A 20,105-nucleotide genomic window follows, 5' to 3' on the forward strand; every position below is an offset into this window, starting at 1 on the left:
TCAGGCCGCCTTCGCGGTGCCGGCGGCGAGCGAGGTGACCGCGACCGCCCGGAAGCTGATCCCGTGGCGGCGCTGCCCGTTGAACTCGTTCTCCCACGGCCGGGCGACCAGACCGGTGATCGCGACCGGGGTGCCCATCACCAGCTCACCGGAGATGCCCGGCTCCGGGACGGTCACCGACAGGATCTCGACCTCGCCGTTCGCCGCGAACATCACGTCCACGGTCATCATCGTCGCGCCGGTCTCGGCGTCGGTGGCGATCTCACCGGTACGGCGGTCGCGGACCTTGGGCTGGGGCGGCTGGGCGACCATCACGGTGGCGGCGGAGGTGTCGACGGGGATCTGACGCACAGAAGATCACTCCTCTATAGAGGCTTCGACTCAGTCACTCATGTATAGGAGTGACATGAAGAAGAGTGCCTGACTCCTATACATGAGTCAACCCGCCGCGAAGAAGAAATCACGGCGGGCTGTGGAGAGTTGAGCGCCCGTCAGTCGATGGCGGGGATGCGGTAGGTGAAAACGAACTGGTCAGCGGCCATGAGCGTGTCGCACGCCTCCACCACCCGGCCATCCACGGTGACCGCGTTGCGGATGAGGTGGATTACCGGCGCACCGGGGCTGAGGGCCAGTTCCGAGGACTCCGCCTTGGAGGCCGGCCGGGCCTGCAAGGTCTCGACGTACTCGGCGAACTCGTGCCCGTGGTCTTCCAGTCGGGCGTAGATGCCACCGCCGCCCGGGTTCTCGGCGAACAGCTCGGGGATGTCCTTCGCCACGTCCCACGGCAAGTACGAGGTGGCCGTCTCGACCGGGGTGCCGTTGCGGAAGTAGAGCCGCCGCCGGGCCAGCACCTTGGCGCCGGCCGCCACACCCAGCCGCTCCGCGATGTCCTCGGGGGCCTCCACGGGGCCGATATAGAGAACGCTGACCTTCGCCGTTGCGCCGGACTGCTCCGACTCGGCCAGGTACGCGGCCTTGCCACCCCGGCGGAGCGAGCGACGGAAGCGGTCCGACGACCGATGCCGCACAGGCGGGCGGTCCTTGACCGTCGAGCCCTTGCCGTGGCGCGTCTCCACCAGCCCGCTCGCACGGACCTCTGTCATCGCCCTGCGGATCGTGCCACCGGAGACCCCGTAGCGATCCATCAACTCCGACTCACTCGGCACCGTGGCGCCAGGCTTGAGAACACCCTGCCGGATCTGCAGAACGATCTCATCGGCAATCTCCACGTACCGAGGCACCGACTTCTCCCCTCCTACCGCGGTTCCCATAGTCCTTCTCTTCCTCCTATGCTCCTGTACATGAGTAAATCGCAGGGGCCCACACCGACGCCAGCGCTGCACTCGGTATCCGTGGCCGGAGCCGTAGTACGCGAAGACGGCCGACTCCTCGCGATCCGCCGCGCAGACAACGGCACTTGGGAACTCCCCGGCGGCGTCCTCGAACTGGACGAGACCCCCGAGGCCGGCGTCAAGCGCGAAGTCTGGGAAGAAACCGGCATCCACGTCGAGGTCGACCAACTCACCGGGGTCTACAAGAACACCACCCGCGCCATCGTCGCCCTGGTCTTCCGCTGCAAGCCCTCCGGCGGCACCGAACGCACCTCCGACGAGTCCACAGCCGTCGACTGGCTCACGCCCGAAGAAGTCACAGAGCGCATGTCCGAAGTCTTCGCGATCCGCCTCCTGGACGCCCTGGACAGTGCCGGCCCGCATGTCCGCAGCCACGACGGCAAGCGCCTCACCACCGTCCAATGAACGTCGAGCGCAGCCAAAGGATGAGCCGCGACGAGGCAATACCCCTCGTCCAACGCCTCCTGAGCGGCGACACAACCGACGAGGCGCAAGCCTCTGAGCTCCTGGCAGCCTTGGAGCGCGGACTGAGGTGCCCGCACATCTCGGACTACATCTTCTGGGACTTCGACCCCGCACTCACCGCCGAGAAGGTCGTCGACCGGGCCATGGCGTACAAGCCCATCGCTCTCTGAAGACCGTCGCAGCTCAGTTGAGACTTGACGTCGGGCGATGCTTGACGACCGCCCTAGACGATCATGAAGTGATTGCTGCGCGGTAAGACTTTCCCTACTTCATCAAGGCGCTCCCGCCGCGCAGAGCGCGGCGGCGCGCGGCCCGGCGCCTCGAGCCGACGCTCCTGTCTTCGCCCCGCTCCGGCCCGACCGCCGGCCGCACGCCAGACGGCGAGGGGGCGTTGAGGTAAACCCCGATCTGGTTGGGGTGGTCGGCTCCACGGCTTTAGCCACCTCCCCGGTCCGGGACCCGCGTCGAGCAAGACCAGGGGGCCACTCGGACACATTGCGGGCAGGGACAAGCCTGCCCGAGTTGCCAACCAGCGTACGGCCCCCTGATCATGCTCGACCCCACCCCAGCCAGGCCACCGACCAAACCCGCTCCGCCTACTTGCCGGGGCCGCAGCGCAATCACTTCGCGAGATATGATTCGTCTGCCAAGTACCGATTCCATGAATCAACGAAATGTGATGCGAAGTCACTCACGTTGGCAACATAGGACTCGATATCAGAAATCGACCGCCCCGCTTGCTGGAAAATTTCATGATATGGCAGATTGCCATGCGCCAAGTCGTTCCGCGCCATAGCCATCTTTTGTAGCGAACCCGGCCAGCGAGGATTCGGAAACGGGCTATCCGGCAACTGATAGATTTGCCATAGGCGGTAGAAGTGCTCCGGTTTCAGAGTTTTACCATCGAGCGGCGGCTGAGGATGACTACGCTCAATAGGGAACTTGGCTACTTCGCTACACGATTCGAGGGTCGTTGCGAAAGATCGACGCTCCCACATTTTTGAATGATCCTGCAGCGTACGCAGGCTCTCGAAAGCCGTGTGAGCTACTACCTGGCGCATGCTTGGTATCAAATCCATGGTCTGCAGACCTGCTGAATTCAGCTCCTCGTGCGTTCGCTGCACACTTGCCTTAACCAGAGACTCAAGCTCTGCCATGGTGCAGACGATAGCAAGGGCGCGAGCATCTCTACTACCTGATGTCCAGCCCGCAGTATCTGACATGCTGGTTTGCGTGAATGCCAGGAAGACCTTCAGCTCACCTGTCCTCTTCAGCAAGCGGCCCAAGTGGTCAAGGATCTCTTTCCTCAGACTGTCATGCCTGACCACTGAAGATATCCTTTGCCCGAGTCAACCTACGGTCCAACATGCTGCGACTATTACTTCCTCCCCCACTTGAACTGCGCAGCTCCTGGTCCTCGATCCAGTCGCCCTCAGGAACGACAGGCTGTTGTCCGGATTGGAAGATCTCGGCAATGCTGACGATACATGCCTCGAATTGCACCAGAGGCGTGGTTGACGTCCCGGAACGCAGATACGGCTTCCCGCCACATACTTCCCTCAGGAAAGCGGCCGACTTTTCGAAAAGCTCCCTCTCGCGAACGTAATCGAAGCTCTTCTGCGACAACCCCATGACCGTGTTGAGGTACCGCTCTACCTTACCGTCAAAGATGTCCCGGTGATTCTTGTAGGCGAAGAATTTTAGGACCTGCTCGGCCTGCGTACCATCTTCCTGGCTCCCTTGCTTAAGCTTCAGCAGGGAGTTGAAATCTTCGTTCTGGGCCAACTCTTCGACAAAGACATTGAAGTCGCCCCGGTAGACGCAGGCTCTGACTTCCTGAGGAGTCAGGCGGATTCCGCCTCGGTTGAGCCTCTCAAATACATCGAACCGAACATCAAGGTTACTCTTGTCTGTTAGAGCGACCACTTGCAAGGGCTGGCGGCCGAAAAACACTTTGAGGTTTTTCGGTAGCGAGGAATACGTCGCCCCGTTCAGTTGACTCAACTTTTCCAAGCCCGTGAGAACCAGCGGGGAGGAGCGGTTCACTGCTGCCGCTTCGTCTGCATCTGCAGCAAGGAAATGGGCCAACGACGACAGACGCTGCAGTCCATCTACGACTTCCCACTGAAAACCTACATTCGTTGCCACGAAGATAGGCGGAATGGGTAGACCCAGGAAGACTGATTCGATGAACAAGGAGGAAGCCTGCGAATTCCAACGAAACATCCGCTGATAGGCCGGCGCTACGTTCAGCTCCTCCTCGCTCATCATGCGGACAAGTTCACGAACGGAGAAGTCATGAGAAGCAACGTCAACCTTTCGCCGCTCCTCGTCTAGTTGCTGCAGGAAAGAATCCGCAAGCTGATCAGTCATCCCCTACCCCACTCTTTCGAGAGCCCTCTTCACTAGTTCCTGCGAAGAGTTACGACAGTTTCTGCAACTTCAGATTTCGTGTAATTGCGCGCAGCCTTGTTCAGCGAAGTAAGCGTCCGGCGAACGGCGTAAGGCTCACGATTAACGAGGGTCCACCCACGCAGCTCGGATTCCTCGACGCAAATATCTGCAAGCCTGACAGGAACATCTTTGTAGTAAGAATCCTGTACGACTAGATGCAGAGACCCGCCGGATTTCGTGACTCTAGTAATCTCGCTTAGGCCTAGGGTCAAGTCAACGAGATACTGAATCGTTTGCTTCCGATAGTAACCACTGGAAGCTTTACTTGAGTGACTGGAAATATCCGCAAGCATCGAATCGGCAATGGATCCCAGTTTTAGATCGTCCGCCTCGCCGCCTCTGATGAGCGTGGTGCCCATGAGCGCCGACCTCAATGAGCGGTCTCGCGAGATATCGACTCCCAGAAATGCAAGTTCTCGCGTATAGGCAACGGCGTAGTCGATCCTCGTCAGATATGGCGGCGAAGTGAGCACCAAATCAATGGATTTACTCGCAACAGGCAGGGCTCCGCTAAGCGCAGTCGAGATCTGCGCCGGAGCGGAGGGGGCCTCAGCCGATTCGATAACACGGGCAGCCAAGAACTTTTGCTCTAGCAGTACCGCAGCATCAAATTCGGTTCGGCCAATCGTAATCAGCTCACTCGACTCCTTGGCGCGCTTTACCCATGTTGGATTACTCCCCTCGAACTGGCGAGTGAGCGCCCTTATCGTGCGAAATAGAGCAACGTAAGCCAGATTCGAATCGTCGATTGGCAGGGATGAAAGATGACAGGCCCACTCCCTGATGCGAATAAGGGATTCAGGGCAGAACCATGCCGAAAGGGGATCAGATCCATCTAGGTCGATTGAGTGTGAGACTGCGTCGGGGTGAATGAGTACTGGATCATCCGTGAAGGAGTTCAGGCGCAACCGTGCGACAATATTGGCAACCGGATTGCGGTCAACACCGACGGAGCGCAATCCTTCATGCTGCGCTGCTAGCGTCGTTGTTCCGCTTCCATTCCACGGGTCCAGAACCACTGCAGTTTGCGGGAGCTCCTGACTGGCGAGCAGCGATCGCGCCCAGTCATACGCAAAACCGGCATAGTATGGAAATGCGTCCGCCAAGCCTGACGTGTCCTCGGAGGGCCGCTTTGGAGTGAGGCTCGATCGCCCCCGCCCCCGATCCGGAGGGGAAACCCCCGGCAGCTTCGGTTGGGCGGCGCGTTGAGGCGCTGTCGTAGCGATCTTCTTCACTTTCCCTCGTTGGTGCTCATAGAAGCGATCAAGATGGTATCGTAAATTTGGTCCCTACCACATTTCCAGACTGAACGCAACTTCATCGCAAGTTCTTCCACCGAACCCACGCCGCACCGGGCCAGTGAAGGAGAGGCGGGGCGGTGGTCGCAGCCAGCCATTGATGACGAGGGTCATCGCAATGGCGTCGAGACTGTGCAGACAGCGGGACTGTGGCTGCACGGCCCAAGCGCGCTCGAGGCATGCTCGTCTATAGGTCCAAGAGCCACGGCCGGCTACGGGCGGCGAGGTGCCGATCGGGGGCGAGCAGTCCGCAGAGAAGCCGAAGAGAGGCATGCGGCCCAGTTGTGGACGGGAGCCACGCCTTAGCGCCAACAGAGACTTCTGACCTGCGCATGTCTCGGCAACCTACGGGGCCTCCGGAGCCGTGTGCGCAGGTTCGAATCCTGCCGGGGGCACCTTGTATGAAGTGCCAAAAGACCCCGCCACCAGCCAAGACGCTGGGTGCGGGGTCTTTGCGTATGCGCAGGCACGTATGCCGCCGCTCGGTGCGGTACCGCTGAGACGGGGCGGCGCCACGTCCGGTTTCGGCAGCACCGGGCCTGCTCGATCATCGCCCGCTCTCTGCGGCCCGCGCCTTCGACGGCCAGGGGGTGAGATGCACGTCAGAACCATGAGAGTGATGCTGGAAGGACATCGTCCATCCGATAGCAACGGGAGATCCCATGATGGACGCAGTGAAGGCTGAGCTGTACGCCGTCGACCTGACTGATGCGGACTGGGTCACGAGCAGCTACACCAACAGGTGGACCAAGACGTGTGTGGAGGTCGCGGACCTCGGCGGTGGAGCGGTGGCGATCCGCGATTCACAGAACAGGGCACTGCCGCCGCTGCGATTCACCGCAGATGAATGGGCGGCGTTTCGACTGGGCGTGCGTGACGGCGAATTCGGCTAGAGACCGTGACGGATTGGGTACCGGCGTTCTCGGAGTGGGGTCGTAGCTGGCGAGCGATGGTTGCCGCGGTCGGCTGTTGCTTGCAGGGTTCCCACACCGCTCCGGGTTCCGTCGCCATCGTGCGCGCGCTAAAGACACGGACCTGATTTCGGGATCTCCCTGATCTACGCGGAGTGCCGCCGTTGCCGGTGCTTGGATCACCCGGCTCCGCCACGCCTACGGCACCGCGGACGACGTTCCCAGCCTGCTCGCCGCCGTGAGCCCCGACGCGAACCACCCCCGGCCGGGTTGAGCTCTCGTCCCGACTGTGCCATCAGGGCACGGTCTACTCGCCGAGTTGTGCGGCTCTGCCTGCCAGCGGTCGGGCGCCGATCGACGGATGCTCCTCGGAAATGGCCGACCTCGTGGAACTGTCCGGCGAAGCCCTGCGGGATCACGACTCGTCGATGTCTCCACGGACTACGTCTACTTGCCGGCCGCCCAGCCCGGCTGGTTTTGAAGTCTGGGGCGAGCGGCTCGCCGGTGCACGACGAGAAGTACGAAGTCCCCCTGATCCGCCCGCGAATGCGAGAACTTCATCGCGTCGGCGGAGCACGGCTGCTTCTCGACCAGTGACAGCACGTACATGAAGCCGCTACGGCCCATGGTTCCCTTTTCCTTCGAGGGAACGGCGCACAGGCTGCACTCTCCTGCGACCGCGGACTGACCCACCGCTGCGATGCGGTCTTCAGCGTCGCGGAAGCCGTCATCCTCACGACGAGAACAACAGGGCCCCTGGCGTGACGCCAGGGGCTTTCGTCATGCCTCGTTCTTCAGTGGCCCCGACCGTGACGTTTTTCATAAAGCCGAAATAGCGGACATCGGGTCGGCCGAAGACGTGCGCAAACGGGGTCGACATGTGCGCCCCTGACCGGCTGTCCAGGCCGTGCACGCCTGGCTCCGTGGGGACATAAAGCACCGAATCGGACGAAGCAGTGACAAGTCACACACGGGCAATCGCTTGCCCCAGGGGCGGCTTCGGAGTGAGATCGCGGTCAACGGCCGAGCATGGTCTAGTCCACTACGAGGAGCATCTATGCGCAGGATTCGTGCACGGCGGCACTCGGCGGTCGCCGCTGCTTGGATCACCAGCCTCACCAGTTTTGCGGGAATAACAACGCTTCTGTCTGGCTCCGCGGCCGTTGCCGCACCGGTGCAAGCTGCGCCGGCAGTCAAGGCCGCGCCGGCGGCCGGGCAGGAATCGAAGAGCGCGGTCCACAGCTTGATGACCACTGCGGAGTGCCGGGAGAAGTGGCGGATCGCCTGCTACTCCGCGACCCAGTTCCGCCAGGCGTACGGCCTGAACCCGCTGTACCGGGCAGGTATCACCGGCAAGGGGCGGACGATCGTGATCGTCAATCCCTTCGGCTCGCCGACCGTCCAGCATGACCTGGACGTCTACAGCGCCCGGTTCGGCATGAAGAGCACCCACGTCGACGTGGTCAAGTGGGGCCACGTCCCGCGCTTTGACCGCAACGACGCGGACCAGATCGCCTGGGCCGGGGAGACCACCCTCGACGTGGAGATGGCGCATGCCGTCGCCCCGGGCGCGCGCATCGTCCTGGCGGAGACCGGGGTCGGCGGGATCGGGGACGGCACCACCGGCCTGCGGGAGGTCATGGACGCCGAGAAGGCACTCATCGACCGGGGAGTGGGCGACGTGATCAGCCAGAGCTGGGGCGTGGCGGAGAACAGCTTCCCCGGCTACCGCAACGGTGACTTCTCCAGCATCGAGAACCTGCGGTACGCCTTCAAGGACGCGGCCAAGCACCATGTGACCGTCGTCGCCGCTTCCGGCGACAGCGGAGCCACCGACACCACCCCGAACGGCAAGAACCACTATCCGTACAGGGTCAACGCCTGGCCGACCGCCGACCCGCTGGTGGTCTCGGTCGGCGGCACCCAGCTGCACCTGGACGCCAAGGGCGACCGCATCGCACCGGAGAGCGTCTACAACGACGCCGGCGCCGGGGGCGGCGGCCTGTCCCACGTCTTCGCCCGTCCTTCGTACCAGAACGGGGTGGAGCGGGTCGGCAACCACCGCGGCACCCCGGACGTCTCCATGTCCGCCTCGCTGAAGGGCGGCGCATGGGTGTACTCCAGCTACAACCCGAAGCGGGTCGGCTGGGACGTCTACGTCGGCACCAGCGAGGCCAGCCCGCTCTTCGCGGGCATCGTGGCCCTGGCCGACCAGGTTGCCGGGCACCGGCTGGGCGACATCCACCAGGCGCTGTACTCGCTGTACGCGCAGTCCTCGTGGAACCCGTCCACCGGGATCGTGGACGTGAAGGACGGCACGAACAACAGCTACGCGGGAGTCACCGGCTACACCGCGGTGAAGGGCTACGACATGGCGACCGGCGTCGGGACGATCGACGCGGCCCGCTTTGTCCCGGCCCTCGCCAAGAAGGGCTGACCGCCTCCCGTCCCCAGGGCGCGCGGCCCGGCGTGCGACAGCCGGGCCCGCGCCGGGACGGCGTCACCGTCAGGCGGCCCGGTGGAGGTCGATGGTCCAGGTGTGGACGGCGTGGCTGGTGGGATCGCCCGGCTGGGGCTCGGCGATGACCGCGGTGATCCGGTCGCCGTCACGGCGCAGCCTTCCCACGTAGCCCGAGGGACGGACGGGGCCGAGCAGGCAGCAGTTCGGCGAGGACCGTGCCACCCAGCCGGCGGTCGACGGCGCGCAGCAGTCCGGAGTCGAGGACCAGGATGGTGCCGTCCTCCAGGACCAGCGGCCGCGGGACCTGTGGGTCGGTGAGCTGCGGGCCGCGTTCGATGACGCCGCCGGGCAGCAGCCGGACCACCCGGCTGCGGGTCGGGACGGCGCGGTCGGCCTCGACGACGCGGACGCCGGTGCCGACGACGTAGTGACCGTAGCTGCGCCAGGAGTCCACGGTGTTGCCGTCGCGGTCGTGTTCCCATGTGTCGAAGAACGAGTAGCCCTCCAGGCCCAGTAGGAAGTGGCCGCCGCGGAGGGCCGCGCCGCGCTCCCCGCGCAGTTCGGCGACGAGGGTGCCGTCCGCCAGGTCGAGCAGCAGGGCCGGGCCGAGGTTGCCCCAGGGCGTGTATGCGAGGGAGTCCGTGGTGACCAGGACCCTGCCGCCGGAGATGTGGGCGGCGTTGGGACGGCCGGCAACACGGTGGGTCCAGCGGGTGCGGCCGGAGGCGTCGGCGCAGCTGATCTCCCCGACGGAGCCATGGATACGCAGGTCGTCCCGCCACGCGAGCGGCTGTCCTTCGGGAGGCGCCTGATCGTACGGCGGGCGGCCGACCGCCCGTTCATGGCTCACCACAGTGGCCCGCCAGGGGGGCGCGGTTGCTCCCTCGGTGCGGCCGCTCTCCTCGGGGCTCGGCATGGCCGCGATATTAGTTGCGACCCGGGCGAGAGCGATACGAGCCGGCGGGCGCCGCAGACCAGTCGGCGGCAACCGACGCACGGCCCGTCCGGGCGGCGCACCACCACGCCTGCGTCTCGCGCTTGCAGTGATGCGCGTGCCTGCCCGACCGCGCCCCGCCGATTCGCCCGCCGCCGCTGAAGGTGAACGAGATGGACCTGAGGCTCGAAGTCATCGTGCTGCCCGTGTCCGACGTCGATCGGGCCAAGGATTTCTACGAGGCAGTGGGATTCCGCCTGGACGTCGACAACACGTTCAGCGACGACTACCGGTTGGTCCGCCTGGCGCCGCCCGGCTCGCAGACCGCCCCCGGCACCGTCCAGGGCTCGTCCCTCATCGTCCCGGACATCGAATGGCGCGCGCGGGGCTCGCCGGCCGCGGCATCGAGGTGAGCGAGGTCTTCCACGACGCCGGAGGACCTCTCCACCACGGCCGCGAGAACGGGGTGGGTTGCCGTCCACCACGGCGCGAGCCAGGAGCGGGTCGACGGACCCGACCCCGACCGGACCTCCTGCGCCTCCTGCGCTACCTTCGGCGACCCGGACGGCAACGGCGGGGTGCTTCAGGAGCTCACGGAGCGCCGGCCCTGCCGGTGACACCGCCGCGGGCCACGGAGTCCGGGTCCGCCGTCAGTCCTCCGTGACCCGGATGATCGTCCTGCCGTCGACGCGCCGCTCCGGGGCGAAGGCGGCGGCCGCCTCGGCCAGCGGGCGGACGGCGCCCACCCGCACGACGAGCCGGCCGTCCCGGAGTCGCTGCGCCAGGTCCGCGAGGCGCGCGCGGTCGGGTTCGACGACGAAGAACAGCGCCCGCCCGTCCTCGGGTTGGACGGTGGGCGGCTGGGCGATCGTGACGATCGTGCCCCCGGCGCGTACGAGCGCGGTCGAGCGGTCGAGGACGTCACCGCCGATCACGTCGAAGACCACGTCCACCTCCCCGGCGTCCTCCAGCCGGCCGGCCCCGAGGTCCAGGAACGTGTGCGCGCCCATCGCGAGGACGGTGTCCCGGTCGGCGGACCGGCCGGTGCCGATCACGCGGGCTCCCACTTCCCGCGCGAGCTGTACCGCGACCGAGCCGACGGCGCCCGCGGCGCCGTGGATCAGCACGGTCTGGCCGCTCAGGAGCCGCGCGTGGTCGAACAGGCCCTGCCAGGCGGTCAGTCCGGAGATCGGCAGCGCGGCCGCCACCGTGTGGTCGACATCCGCGGGCAGCGGGGCGAGGTTGCGCGCCTCCACGGCGACGTACTCGGCGAGCGAGCCGTCGCGGGCCCAGTCGGTCAGTCCGAAGACCCGCCGGCCGACCGTGAGGCCGGTGGTTCCGTAGCCGAGTGCCACCACGACACCGGAGACCTCGTGCCCGGGCACGGTCGGCGTGCGGTCCCGGCCGGCGCGATCGGACCACGTCGCGGGCCAGTCGAGTTCACCGCGGGTGAATCCCGCGGCGTGCACCCGCACGATGACGTCGTTCTCGGCGGCGTGGGGGTACGGCAGGTGGGCCAGGGTCAGTCCGCTGACGCCGGCGTTGCGGTCGGAGGCGGTGAGGGCTTGCATGGCTGTTCCCCTGTCCGTTCTCGTTTTCAGTGGATCTTCGCTGTCGTGGAGATGCCGCGTGCGGGTGTCCCGCGTGCGACGGCGTTCCGTGCCGGGCCGGTACGGCCGGCGTGGACGAGGGCCGTCACCGACAGCACCCCGACGAAACCGATGAAGAGATAGCTGGTGGCCCTCAGCCCCCAGGCGGGTGCAAGGAGGCCGGCCGCGAGGGACGGCAGACTCAGGGCCGCGTAACTGACGGCGTAGACGGCCGAGAACACCCGTGATCGCGAGTCCGCGGTGGTGACCGCTCCGATGGCGCGGAGATTCCCGTTGAACGTCAGGCCCGACCCCAGACCCGCCAGGACGGATCCGCACGCGAAGGAGGCCGGCGACGAGACGGCGACGGCCCCCGCCAGTCCCGCCGATCCGAGGACCAGGAAGACCGCCCCCAGCAGCGTGGCCGACCGCGCCGTGTGGCGGAGGGACCACAGGCCCCCCACCGCGCCGGCCAGGAACAGGGCCGCGATGTCGAGCCCGCCCGCGGCGCCCCAGGTCACGTGGAGGACACCGGTGACCAGGGACGGGGTCAGCGCGAGGAAGAGTCCCGTCACGGCCCATCCCGCGACGAGGGCGGGTACGGCGGCCAGGAACCGGGGCCGGGCCTCCCGGGGAACCCCGGCCCCCGGACGCGGTGAGGCGGGCGCGGCGCCTCGCGGCGCGACCGTCTCGGGAATCAGGAGGACCAGCCCCGCGAGGACCAGGAAGACGAAGGTGAGCGTGGAGAAGACATACGTGTCGGGGTGCGGGACGTACTGCACCAGCAGGCCGGCCACCGCGGCGCCGGCGGCCAGGCCGGCGTTCGTGCCGACCGATGTCACCGTGGTGCCCGCGTGCGGGCGTCTCCCGGGCGAGAACTCGACCAGTCCCGCGGCCAGGCCGCTCGTGGCCGTTCCCGTGGCGACACCCTGCACCACCCGCGCGACGACCAGGGACAGAACATTCCCGGCCGTCCAGAAGACGGCCATGCTCACCGCTGCCAGCAGGAGCGCGGTGAGCAGCACCGGACGGCGTCCCAGACGGTCGCCCAAGGGCCCCAGCGTCAGCAGCGCGCCGAGCAGCCCCGCGACGTACACGGCGAAGACGACGGTCACCATGGTGACCGAGAGTCCCCAGCGCTCCCGGTACAGCGGATAGATCGGCGACGGCGCGCTCGCGGCCGCCATCATCACCACGGTGGCGACCGCCAACACGGTGAAGCCGGCGGGTCGTCCGGGACGACGGCGATCGCGGCCGGAAGCCGGCGGTGTCATCGGATTGCCTCTGGCCTCCCCGGCATCAATTCGGCCAGGGCGCATCCATGATGCGATCGACCATGCTCCCGCGCCGGAATTCCGGGACAAAGTGTTCCAGCACGTCCGCATTGATCGTCCCGTAGGTGGTGTCCGGGCGATCCTTGAGCCCGTCGACGAATGCCTGGAGGAATCCCTTCTTGAATTCTCCCCGCGGATGGGCGGCGACGATCTCCGCCACCTGGTCGCCGTCCAGCCTGTCCAGTCCCCAGCCGAGCACGTCGGTCAGCACGCCGTGGTACATGGCGGCCGTCACCGGGCCCAGCCGCTGGGGGATCCCGGGCGTCGTGTGCAGCGCGATCGTGGTCCACACGGTCTCGGCGGCGCTGTTCGGGAACCCGCGGTCGAGCAGGAACGCGCGCGCGTGGTCGGCGCCGTCGAGCTCGAAGCGCTGCTCCGTGTCGGAGAACGGGGTCGAAAGACCGATGTCGTGGAACATCGAGGAAAGGAAGAGCAGCTCCGGATCCGGCTGGATTCCGAGCTCGCGCGCGTGAAGGGAAGCGAAGAGGAAAACACGCCGGGAATGGTGGAAGATGAGTGGACCGGCCGCTTCGCGAAGGAAGTCGGTGGCCTCCGCGACTGCCGCGGTGTCGGGTATTTCGACTGCTGCGATGATGTCGGTCATGATGCTCCCGCTTTCGGTGAGACTGTCGAGACGGTGAGGAGTGGGCAGTGCCTCTGTTCTCCACGATGCCGATCGCGTGGCTTCGGCGCCGCCTCGGTCCGGCCAGGAACCACCCGGATACGGACACCACAGGAGCGGGACGGTGAGCTCCGGAGGGCACCGGGTCGCGATCCTCGTCTACGACGGGGTAGCACTGCTGGACGTGGCCGGCCCCGCGGAGGTGTTCGGTGAGGCGAACCGGCTCGGCGCGGACTACCGGATCGCCCTGCTGTCGACGACCGGTGCGGACGTCGCCTCGTCGATCGGCATCCGGATCGCCGTCGACGGCAGCCCCGCCTCCGAGCCGGACCCCGACACGTTCGTGATGCCGGGCGGGATCGTCTATCCCCGGACTCCCGTCACGCAGGACCTGGTGGAGGCCGCGAAGCAGCTCGCGGGCCGGTCCGGCCGGGTCGCGTCCGTCTGCTCGGGGGCGTTCGTCCTCGGCGCCGGCGGCCTCCTGGACGGCAAGCGGGCGACCACGCACTGGAAGGTCGCGCGCGAACTCGCCACCCGGCACCCGAGGGTTCAGGTGGAACCCGATGCCATCTACGTCCGCGACGGCACCACGTACACCTCGGCGGGCGTCTCGGCCGGCATCGATCTGGCGCTGGCTCTCGTCGAGGAGGACCACGGTCCCGACCTCAGCCGGAAGGTCGCCCGCGCCCTGGTGGTCTACCTGCAGCGCGCGGGCGGCCAGTCGCAGTTCTCGGCTCCCCTGGAGGGCCCGCCGCCCCGGTCCCCGGCCCTGCGGACCATCGTCGACCTGGTGACGGCCGATCCCGCGGGGAACTACTCCCTCGCTGAGCTCGCCGGGCATCTCAACCTCAGTCCCCGCCATCTCACGCGGCTGTTCCGGACGGAGTTGTCCACCACCCCGGCCCGCTACGTCGAGTCGATCCGCTTCGACATCGCGAAGGCCCTGCTCGACCAGGGGCACACCGCGACACAGGCGGCGTCCATGGCCGGGTTCCCGAGTTACGAGAGTCTCCGGCGGGTCTTCGCACGGGAGTTGTCCATCAGCCCCGCCTCGTACCAGCGCCGCTTCAGCACCGCTCGCCGCGGCGGGTAGCACCGGTTGCGCGGCACGTCTGCGACGCACCGGGCCGTCGCACGGGGCGAGGACAGCCCGTAAGCTCGCCCGCCGTGGCTTCGCCTGATGAGCAATCGACCAGCGCCCGACGGGACTTCGGCCGTCTGTGGGGCGCCTATGCCGTGAGCGCGGTGGGGAGCGCGGTCGGTTCCGGGGCGCTGCCGCTGGTCGCGGTGGTGGCTCTGGACGCCTCCGCGTCCCAGGTCTCCCTCCTCGCGGCCCTGTCGGCGGTCGCGGGAGCCGCGACCGCCCTGCCCCTGGGGGTTCGCATCGAGCACCGGCGGAAACGGCCGGTCATGATCACGGCCGATCTGCTGCGGTTCGCCGTACTGATCAGCGTTCCGGTCGCGGCAGCCCTCGGCGTCCTCACCTTCGCCCAGTTGTGTGCGGCCGGCATCGTGCAGGCGACCGCGGCGATCGCCTTCGGGGCGGCGAGCACCGCGCACCTCAAGGGGCTCGTCCCGCCCGGGGACCGGCTCCGGGCGGCCGCGCGGCTGGAGTCCACCGACTGGCTCAGCATGAGCGCGGGGCCGCCGATCGGAGGGCTGCTGGTCAGCGTCTTCGGGACGACGTTCTCGCTGGCCGTCGACGCGGTCTCCTTCCTGCTGTCCGCCCTGGGCGTCCGCCGGATCCGGAGCCCGGAGCCGGAACCCCCGGTGCGTGCGGCGGCTTCGGGGCGGGCGCGCGAACTCCTGGCCGGCTGGCGTTACATCCTCCGGCACCCGGGACTGCGCCCGCTCTACTGGAACGCGATGCTCTTCAGCGGGGCCGTCATGATGAGCAGCCCCCTGCTGGTCGTCCTGATGCTCCGCGACCTGCACTTCACGCCGTGGCAGTACGGGCTGTCGATCGGGCTGCCCTGCCTCGGCGGGGTCCTGGGGTCCCGGCTCACCGCTCCGCTCGAGCGCAGGCTCGGCGCGCACCGGGTCCTGCTCCTGTTCGGCGTCCTGCGGACTCCCTGGCTCGTCCTGCTCGCCTGGGTGCCGCCCGGTACGGCAGGCCTGGTCGCCCTCGTCGCGGTCGACACCTGCCTGCTGACGGCCGCCGGCGTCTTCAACCCCTCGTTCGGCACCTACCGCATGTCCGCGACGGACGACCGCCTCATGGTCCGCGTGGTCACGGCATGGTCGGTCGGCACCAGGACCGCCCAGCCGCTGGGGATGGCGATCGGCGGAACCATCGCCGCTCTCGGCGGAGTACGCGTGGCCGTCCTCGTCGCCGGCGCGCTCTGCCTGGCCAGCGCCCCGCTCCTGCCCTGGCGCGCCTTCCGGTCCCCGGACGACGCCGTGACCGGTGAGGCCGGACCGCGCGAGCAGGCGACGGCGGACTCCGCCGGTCCCTGAACGGGACGCCGGTCGCCGGCTTTCCGCGGCCTCCGCTCGCGTCCGTCCCGACCCGCCCCTTGGGCTCATGAGGTGCACAAGGCGCGCCTCGCGGCGTACCGGCGGGCGTTCGAGGCGCTGCGGGGGCTGTCGACGCGCGGTGCGCCGCTCGGGCTGCGGGAGGGCTGCGACGTGCAACAGCCGCCGAGTGCGGGTGCCGTGGCGCCGCAGGACGCGCCGTTCGTCGGCGCGGCCGGCCGGGCACAGGATGCCGCGGCTTCCCGGCCATGGACAGGCTCCAAGAGCCTCGGTATCACCGCCTGCGGAAAAAGCGTCGCCGGGTCGAGCAGCGTGTCGGCCGCGGTGCGCAGGACGTCCAGGGTGCCGGAGCGTTCGGCTCCGCGCAGCCCGCGGCAGGGGTGGGCTGGGCCGTACGGGGGCGGGGACGCGCACTCGGACCAGGGCGGGGAGCGGTGGTCTCGCCGGCAGGCTGGGCGAAGCCCCGGACAACCAAGTCCCGTTGGCGGCCGCGCGCGGCGAACGGACGGGTGGGGCGCGGGGGTTCGGAGGACACGGGACACGGGGGAACCGGCGCCGAATCGAGGCGCCCGTGTCCGTACGGAATCCCGGGGGGCATCGGACAGGGACGGCGGTGTCCCCGGCGCGGCCTCCGCCGACACCGAGCGGCTGCGCGGGCAAAGACTCCCCGCGTGGGTTAGGTTAGGCAAACCTAAGCCAGCCCCCGTGAGTGGAGATCCGGATGCGCAGCATGTTCCACACCGCCCTCGCCGCGCCCGTGCAGCCGTCCGGCGCCGAGCGCATCCGGTCGGTCCTGGCCTCGGCGCACTCGATGACCGTGGTCACCGCCCGCGGCCGCGCCGAGGTCTCCCGGCTCACCGCCGCCGACCTGGCGGGCCACCTTCATCTGCACCCTCTGGAGGCGGCCCTCCCCCGCCCCGGATCCGTTCCCGCCGCCCTGGAGTTCACCGACGTCGCCCCTACCCCGGTCCGCGAGCGGGTGCGCGCCCGGGTCACGGTGACCGGCCGGCTGGCCGCCGCCTACCGCACCGACGCGGGCGACAGCCAGTGCATGGAGTTCGCCCAGGCGGTCCTGGAGACCGCGGACGGCCGGAGCGCGGTCGAGCTGGAGGAACTGGTCGCCGCGGCCGCCGACCCCCTGGCCACCTGCGAGGCGGGCATGCTCACGCATCTGGTCGACGACCACCAGGAGCTCGTACCGCTGCTGATGCGCCTGGTGCGACCGCTGCCCGCGCCCGGGGCACAGCGCGTGGTGCCCCTGGCCGTCGACCGGTACGGCATCACCCTGCGCATCGAGTACCCCCGCGTCCACCGCGACGTCCGGCTGCCGTTCGCCACGCCGCTGGACAGCGCCGACCAGGCCGGAGGCCGCATCCAGGCGCTGCTCAGCGAAGCGCGCCGCTCCTCCCACCTCGGCCATCTGATGTCGGGGTGGTGAGCAGCGGCGCCCACGAAGGTCGCCGGCCCGAAGCTCGCGGGCCCGGAGGCCTTCCCCCTGTCACATCCGCCCGCGACGCTTCGTCATCGCACTGACGGAACGCGACCAAGGATGGGGACCGATGGACGACGACGAGTTCCTGGCCCGGCGCTTCGAGGAGAAGCGGCCGCAGCTCCGGGCGGTGGCCTACCGCATGCTGGGCTCGCTCAGCGAGGCCGACGACGCGGTGCAGGAGGCGTGGTTGCGGCTGAGCCGCACGGGGGCGGACGGCATCGGCAATCTGGGCGGCTGGCTGACCACGGTGGTCGGCCGGGTGTGCCTGGACATGCTGCGCTCACGGACCTCGCGGGGCGAGCAGCCGCTGGAGGTCCGGGTGCCCGATCCGGTGGTGGCGCCGCAGGACGGTCCCGGGGACCCGGAGCACGAGGCGCTGCTCGCGGACTCCGTGGGACTGGCGTTGCTGGTGGTGCTGGAGACGTTGTCGCCCGCGGAGCGGCTCGCGTTCGTGCTGCACGACATGTTCGCGGTGCCGTTCGAGGAGATCGCGCCGATGGTCGGGCGCACACCGGCCGCCGCCCGTCAGCTGGCGAGCCGGGCGCGGCGCCGGGTGCGGGGCTCCGCGCCGGTGCCCGACGCGGACCTGGCGTTGCAGCGCGAGGTGGTCGGGGCCTTCATGGCGGCGTCCCGCGCCGGTGACTTCGAGGCGCTGGTGGGCCTGCTCCATCCTGACGTCGTGCTGCGGGCGGACACCGGGGCGGGCCCGTTCGGGCTGTCGCGGGAGGCTCGCGGGGCGCGCACGGTGGCCGGGCGGGCCATGCTGTTCCGGCGCTTCGCGCCGTACACGCGGCTCGCGCTGGTCAACGGGACCTACGGCATCGTGACGGCGCCGGAGGGGCGGCTGACGGCGGTGATGAGCCTGACGATCAGCGGTGGGCGGATCGTGGAGATCGACATCCTGGCCGATCCGGAGCGGCTGGAGGGGCTGGAGCGGCTCGGCCTCGCCGCGTTCGATTAATAGCTCACATGTTCGGATGAGCGGTTACCCTGGACCCATGACCGCACCACTGCAGGGTTCGCTCTTCGACCAGGCCGACGACATCGGTCTCGGCCCGCTGGACGGCGTGCGGCGGACGGTCCTCGGCGCCGGCGCGTGGATCGACCTGCTGCCCGGCTGGCTCCAGGGGGCCGACGCGCTCTTCGGGGAGCTGGCCGGCGCCGTCCCGTGGAAGGCCGAGCGGCGGCAGATGTACGAGCGGGAGGTCGACGTCCCGCGACTGCTCTCCTTCTACGGGGAGGGCGCCGCGCTGCCCCACCCCGTCCTCGACGAGGCCCGTGACGCCCTCGACGCGCACTACACCCGCGAGCTCGGCGAGTCCTTCGTCACAGCCGGGCTCTGCTACTACCGCGACGGACGCGACAGCGTCGCCTGGCACGGAGACCGCACGGGACGGTCGTCCACCCACGACACGATGGTCGCCATCCTGTCCGTCGGCGATCCCCGCGATCTCGCGCTCCGTCCGCGCGGCGGGGGCGCCGCGGCGATGCGGCTGCCGCTCGGACACGGCGATCTGATCGTCATGGGCGGCTCCTGCCAGCGCACTTGGGAGCACGCGGTGCCCAAGAGCACGCGCGCGATGGGTCCGCGGATCAGCATCCAGTTCCGGCCGCGCGGCGTGCGCCAGTTTCGCGCGCCGCAGTTCTCCCCCGGCCCCGGCGGGTCCGCAAGGACGCGTGCCGGGGCCCGACCGCGCCCGCCCCCAAGGGCCCGCCCGACCCCCGCACGGCAGGCCCGGCGTAGCCGACATCACATCCCGCCCCGTACACCCGTTCGCCCACACTGGTCAGTCGACCCGGCCGTCAGCAACCGGAGAATGGGCGGAGACCAATGGGGCATATACGAATACCGCGGCGCTTCACGGCCGCTTCGATCATCGCCGGCCTGGCGGTTCCGCTGGCCGTGGCGGCCGGGGCGGGGGACGCTGTCGCGGCGACACCCCAGGTGACCTGCGTCTCGGGGAAGGCCGGGCTGGCGGCGAAGCTCCAGCGCGACATCACGGCGTCCCTCAAGGGCAGGACCGCCCTCACCGCGCTGTCCCTGCACGACCGCACGACGAACTCCGTGTGCACGCTGCGGGCGGACCAGCACTTCGACTCCGCCAGCACCGTCAAGGTCACCGTCCTGGCCACGCTGTTGTGGGACGCGACGAAGCACGGCCGCTATCTCACCGCGCGGGAGACCGGCCTCGCGTCCAAGATGATCACGCAGTCGGACAACAACGCGACGACCGCGTTGTGGAACCAGCTCGGCGCGACGAAGGTCAAGGGCTTCCTGTCGGCGGCGAAGATGACCCGAACCGTGCCCGGCACGGGCGGCTACTGGGGCCTGACGCAGATCACGGCCGGCGACGAGCAGAAGCTGCTGGACCTGGTCACGGCGCACAACACCGTGCTCAACGACAACGCGCGCGCCTACACCCTCAAGCTGATGAACAAGGTCATCGCCTCGCAGCGCTGGGGCACCCCGGCGGGTGCGCCGGCCACCGCGGTGGTCCACGTCAAGAACGGCTGGCTGTCCCGCGCCACGCACGGCTGGCGGGTACACAGCCTGGGCGCCTTCACCGGCGGCGGCCACGACTACAGCGTCGCGGTGCTCACCCACGACAACAAGACGATGGCCTCCGGCGTCTCCACCATCGAGGCGGTGGCCCGCGCCGTCCACAAGGACCTCGGCCCCGCGGGGTGACGGCCCGTCGGACCGGTGCACGCAGACGA

General features: G+C 68.5%; 19 protein-coding genes and 1 pseudogene. 11 read left to right on the top strand and 9 right to left on the bottom strand.

Translation table 11 applies throughout. The features are described from left to right. Both RV983_RS12750 and RV983_RS12755 read right to left on the bottom strand, forming a co-directional pair. The gene (locus RV983_RS12750) at positions 1-351 is read right to left on the bottom strand and encodes an SCO3933 family regulatory protein (RefSeq protein ID WP_475985904.1); all 351 of its coding nucleotides are present in this window, start codon (positions 349-351) and stop codon (positions 1-3) included. A gap of 140 nt (positions 352-491) precedes the next feature. Beyond that, positions 492-1,271: a GntR family transcriptional regulator gene (locus RV983_RS12755; protein WP_475985905.1), complete on the bottom strand. Its 780-nt coding sequence runs from the start codon at positions 1,269-1,271 to the stop codon at positions 492-494. Positions 1,272-1,289: 18 nt separating this feature from the next. On the opposite strand from RV983_RS12755, the gene RV983_RS12760 reads away from it, so the two are divergent. Beyond that, positions 1,290-1,757: an NUDIX hydrolase gene (locus tag RV983_RS12760; RefSeq protein ID WP_475985906.1), complete on the top strand. Its 468-nt coding sequence runs from the start codon at positions 1,290-1,292 to the stop codon at positions 1,755-1,757. After that, a complete protein-coding gene (locus tag RV983_RS12765; RefSeq protein WP_475985907.1) occupies positions 1,754-1,987 on the top strand; it encodes an e9imm peptide in 234 nt (77 codons plus the stop codon). The genes RV983_RS12760 and RV983_RS12765 overlap by 4 nt, the downstream gene beginning before the upstream one ends. 450 nt (positions 1,988-2,437) lie before the next feature. On the opposite strand, the gene RV983_RS12770 is transcribed toward RV983_RS12765, so the two are convergent. From RV983_RS12770 to RV983_RS12780, 3 genes are all read right to left on the bottom strand, one after another. After that, positions 2,438-3,040, bottom strand: coding sequence for a HEPN domain-containing protein (locus tag RV983_RS12770; protein WP_475990304.1), 603 nt, complete (start codon positions 3,038-3,040; stop codon positions 2,438-2,440). A gap of 91 nt (positions 3,041-3,131) precedes the next feature. Then, complete coding sequence (locus tag RV983_RS12775; protein WP_475985908.1) at positions 3,132-4,190, bottom strand: DUF262 domain-containing protein; 1,059 nt, start codon at positions 4,188-4,190, stop codon at positions 3,132-3,134. 32 nt (positions 4,191-4,222) lie between these two features. Next, entirely contained in the window at positions 4,223-5,377 is a 1,155-nt protein-coding gene (locus tag RV983_RS12780; protein ID WP_475985909.1) for a hypothetical protein, read from the bottom strand. Positions 5,378-6,231: 854 nt separating this feature from the next. Between RV983_RS12780 and RV983_RS12785 the strand changes: the two genes are divergently transcribed. Together RV983_RS12785 and RV983_RS12790 are read left to right on the top strand one after the other, a co-directional pair. Further along, positions 6,232-6,462, top strand: a complete 231-nt coding sequence (locus tag RV983_RS12785; RefSeq protein ID WP_475985910.1) for a DUF397 domain-containing protein — start codon at positions 6,232-6,234, stop codon at positions 6,460-6,462. Between the two features lie 1,075 nt (positions 6,463-7,537). Further along, positions 7,538-8,917, top strand: a complete 1,380-nt coding sequence (locus RV983_RS12790) for a S53 family peptidase (protein ID WP_475985911.1) — start codon at positions 7,538-7,540, stop codon at positions 8,915-8,917. Positions 8,918-9,086: 169 nt separating this feature from the next. On the opposite strand, the gene RV983_RS12795 is transcribed toward RV983_RS12790, so the two are convergent. Next, a complete protein-coding gene (locus RV983_RS12795) occupies positions 9,087-9,857 on the bottom strand; it encodes a hypothetical protein (protein WP_475985912.1) in 771 nt (256 codons plus the stop codon). A gap of 191 nt (positions 9,858-10,048) precedes the next feature. On the opposite strand from RV983_RS12795, the gene RV983_RS12800 reads away from it, so the two are divergent. Continuing rightward, a complete protein-coding gene (locus tag RV983_RS12800) occupies positions 10,049-10,288 on the top strand; it encodes a VOC family protein (RefSeq protein WP_475985913.1) in 240 nt (79 codons plus the stop codon). 237 nt (positions 10,289-10,525) lie between these two features. Here the strand turns inward: RV983_RS12800 and RV983_RS12805 are convergent, their stop codons facing one another. The 3 genes from RV983_RS12805 to RV983_RS12815 are packed head-to-tail and all read right to left on the bottom strand — an operon-like array spanning position 10,526 to position 13,402. Next, positions 10,526-11,446, bottom strand: coding sequence for an NADP-dependent oxidoreductase (locus RV983_RS12805; protein ID WP_475985914.1), 921 nt, complete (start codon positions 11,444-11,446; stop codon positions 10,526-10,528). Between the two features lie 26 nt (positions 11,447-11,472). After that, complete coding sequence (locus RV983_RS12810) at positions 11,473-12,738, bottom strand: MFS transporter (RefSeq protein ID WP_475985915.1); 1,266 nt, start codon at positions 12,736-12,738, stop codon at positions 11,473-11,475. Between the two features lie 25 nt (positions 12,739-12,763). Then, positions 12,764-13,402, bottom strand: a complete 639-nt coding sequence (locus RV983_RS12815; protein ID WP_475985916.1) for an HD domain-containing protein — start codon at positions 13,400-13,402, stop codon at positions 12,764-12,766. A gap of 142 nt (positions 13,403-13,544) precedes the next feature. On the opposite strand from RV983_RS12815, the gene RV983_RS12820 reads away from it, so the two are divergent. From RV983_RS12820 to RV983_RS12845, 6 genes and pseudogenes are all read left to right on the top strand, one after another. Next, positions 13,545-14,513: a GlxA family transcriptional regulator gene (locus RV983_RS12820; protein WP_475985917.1), complete on the top strand. Its 969-nt coding sequence runs from the start codon at positions 13,545-13,547 to the stop codon at positions 14,511-14,513. 74 nt (positions 14,514-14,587) lie between these two features. After that, on the top strand, positions 14,588-15,877 hold the full coding sequence (locus tag RV983_RS12825; RefSeq protein ID WP_475985918.1) for an MFS transporter: 1,290 nt from the start codon (positions 14,588-14,590) through the stop codon (positions 15,875-15,877). A 739-nt stretch (positions 15,878-16,616) separates the two neighbouring features. After that, on the top strand, positions 16,617-17,333 hold the full coding sequence (locus tag RV983_RS12830) for a DUF2470 domain-containing protein (protein WP_475985919.1): 717 nt from the start codon (positions 16,617-16,619) through the stop codon (positions 17,331-17,333). A gap of 121 nt (positions 17,334-17,454) precedes the next feature. Continuing rightward, entirely contained in the window at positions 17,455-18,348 is an 894-nt protein-coding gene (locus RV983_RS12835) for a sigma-70 family RNA polymerase sigma factor (RefSeq protein ID WP_475985920.1), read from the top strand. A gap of 37 nt (positions 18,349-18,385) precedes the next feature. Beyond that, positions 18,386-19,012 (top strand): annotated as a pseudogene (locus RV983_RS12840) (alpha-ketoglutarate-dependent dioxygenase AlkB); the annotation flags it as partial. A 206-nt stretch (positions 19,013-19,218) separates the two neighbouring features. After that, positions 19,219-20,076 (top strand): serine hydrolase, encoded by an 858-nt coding sequence (locus RV983_RS12845; protein WP_475985921.1) that lies wholly within the window; start codon positions 19,219-19,221, stop codon positions 20,074-20,076. Positions 20,077-20,105: the final 29 nt, after the last annotated feature.

This window comes from Streptomyces sp. RLA123 (assembly GCF_056270165.1).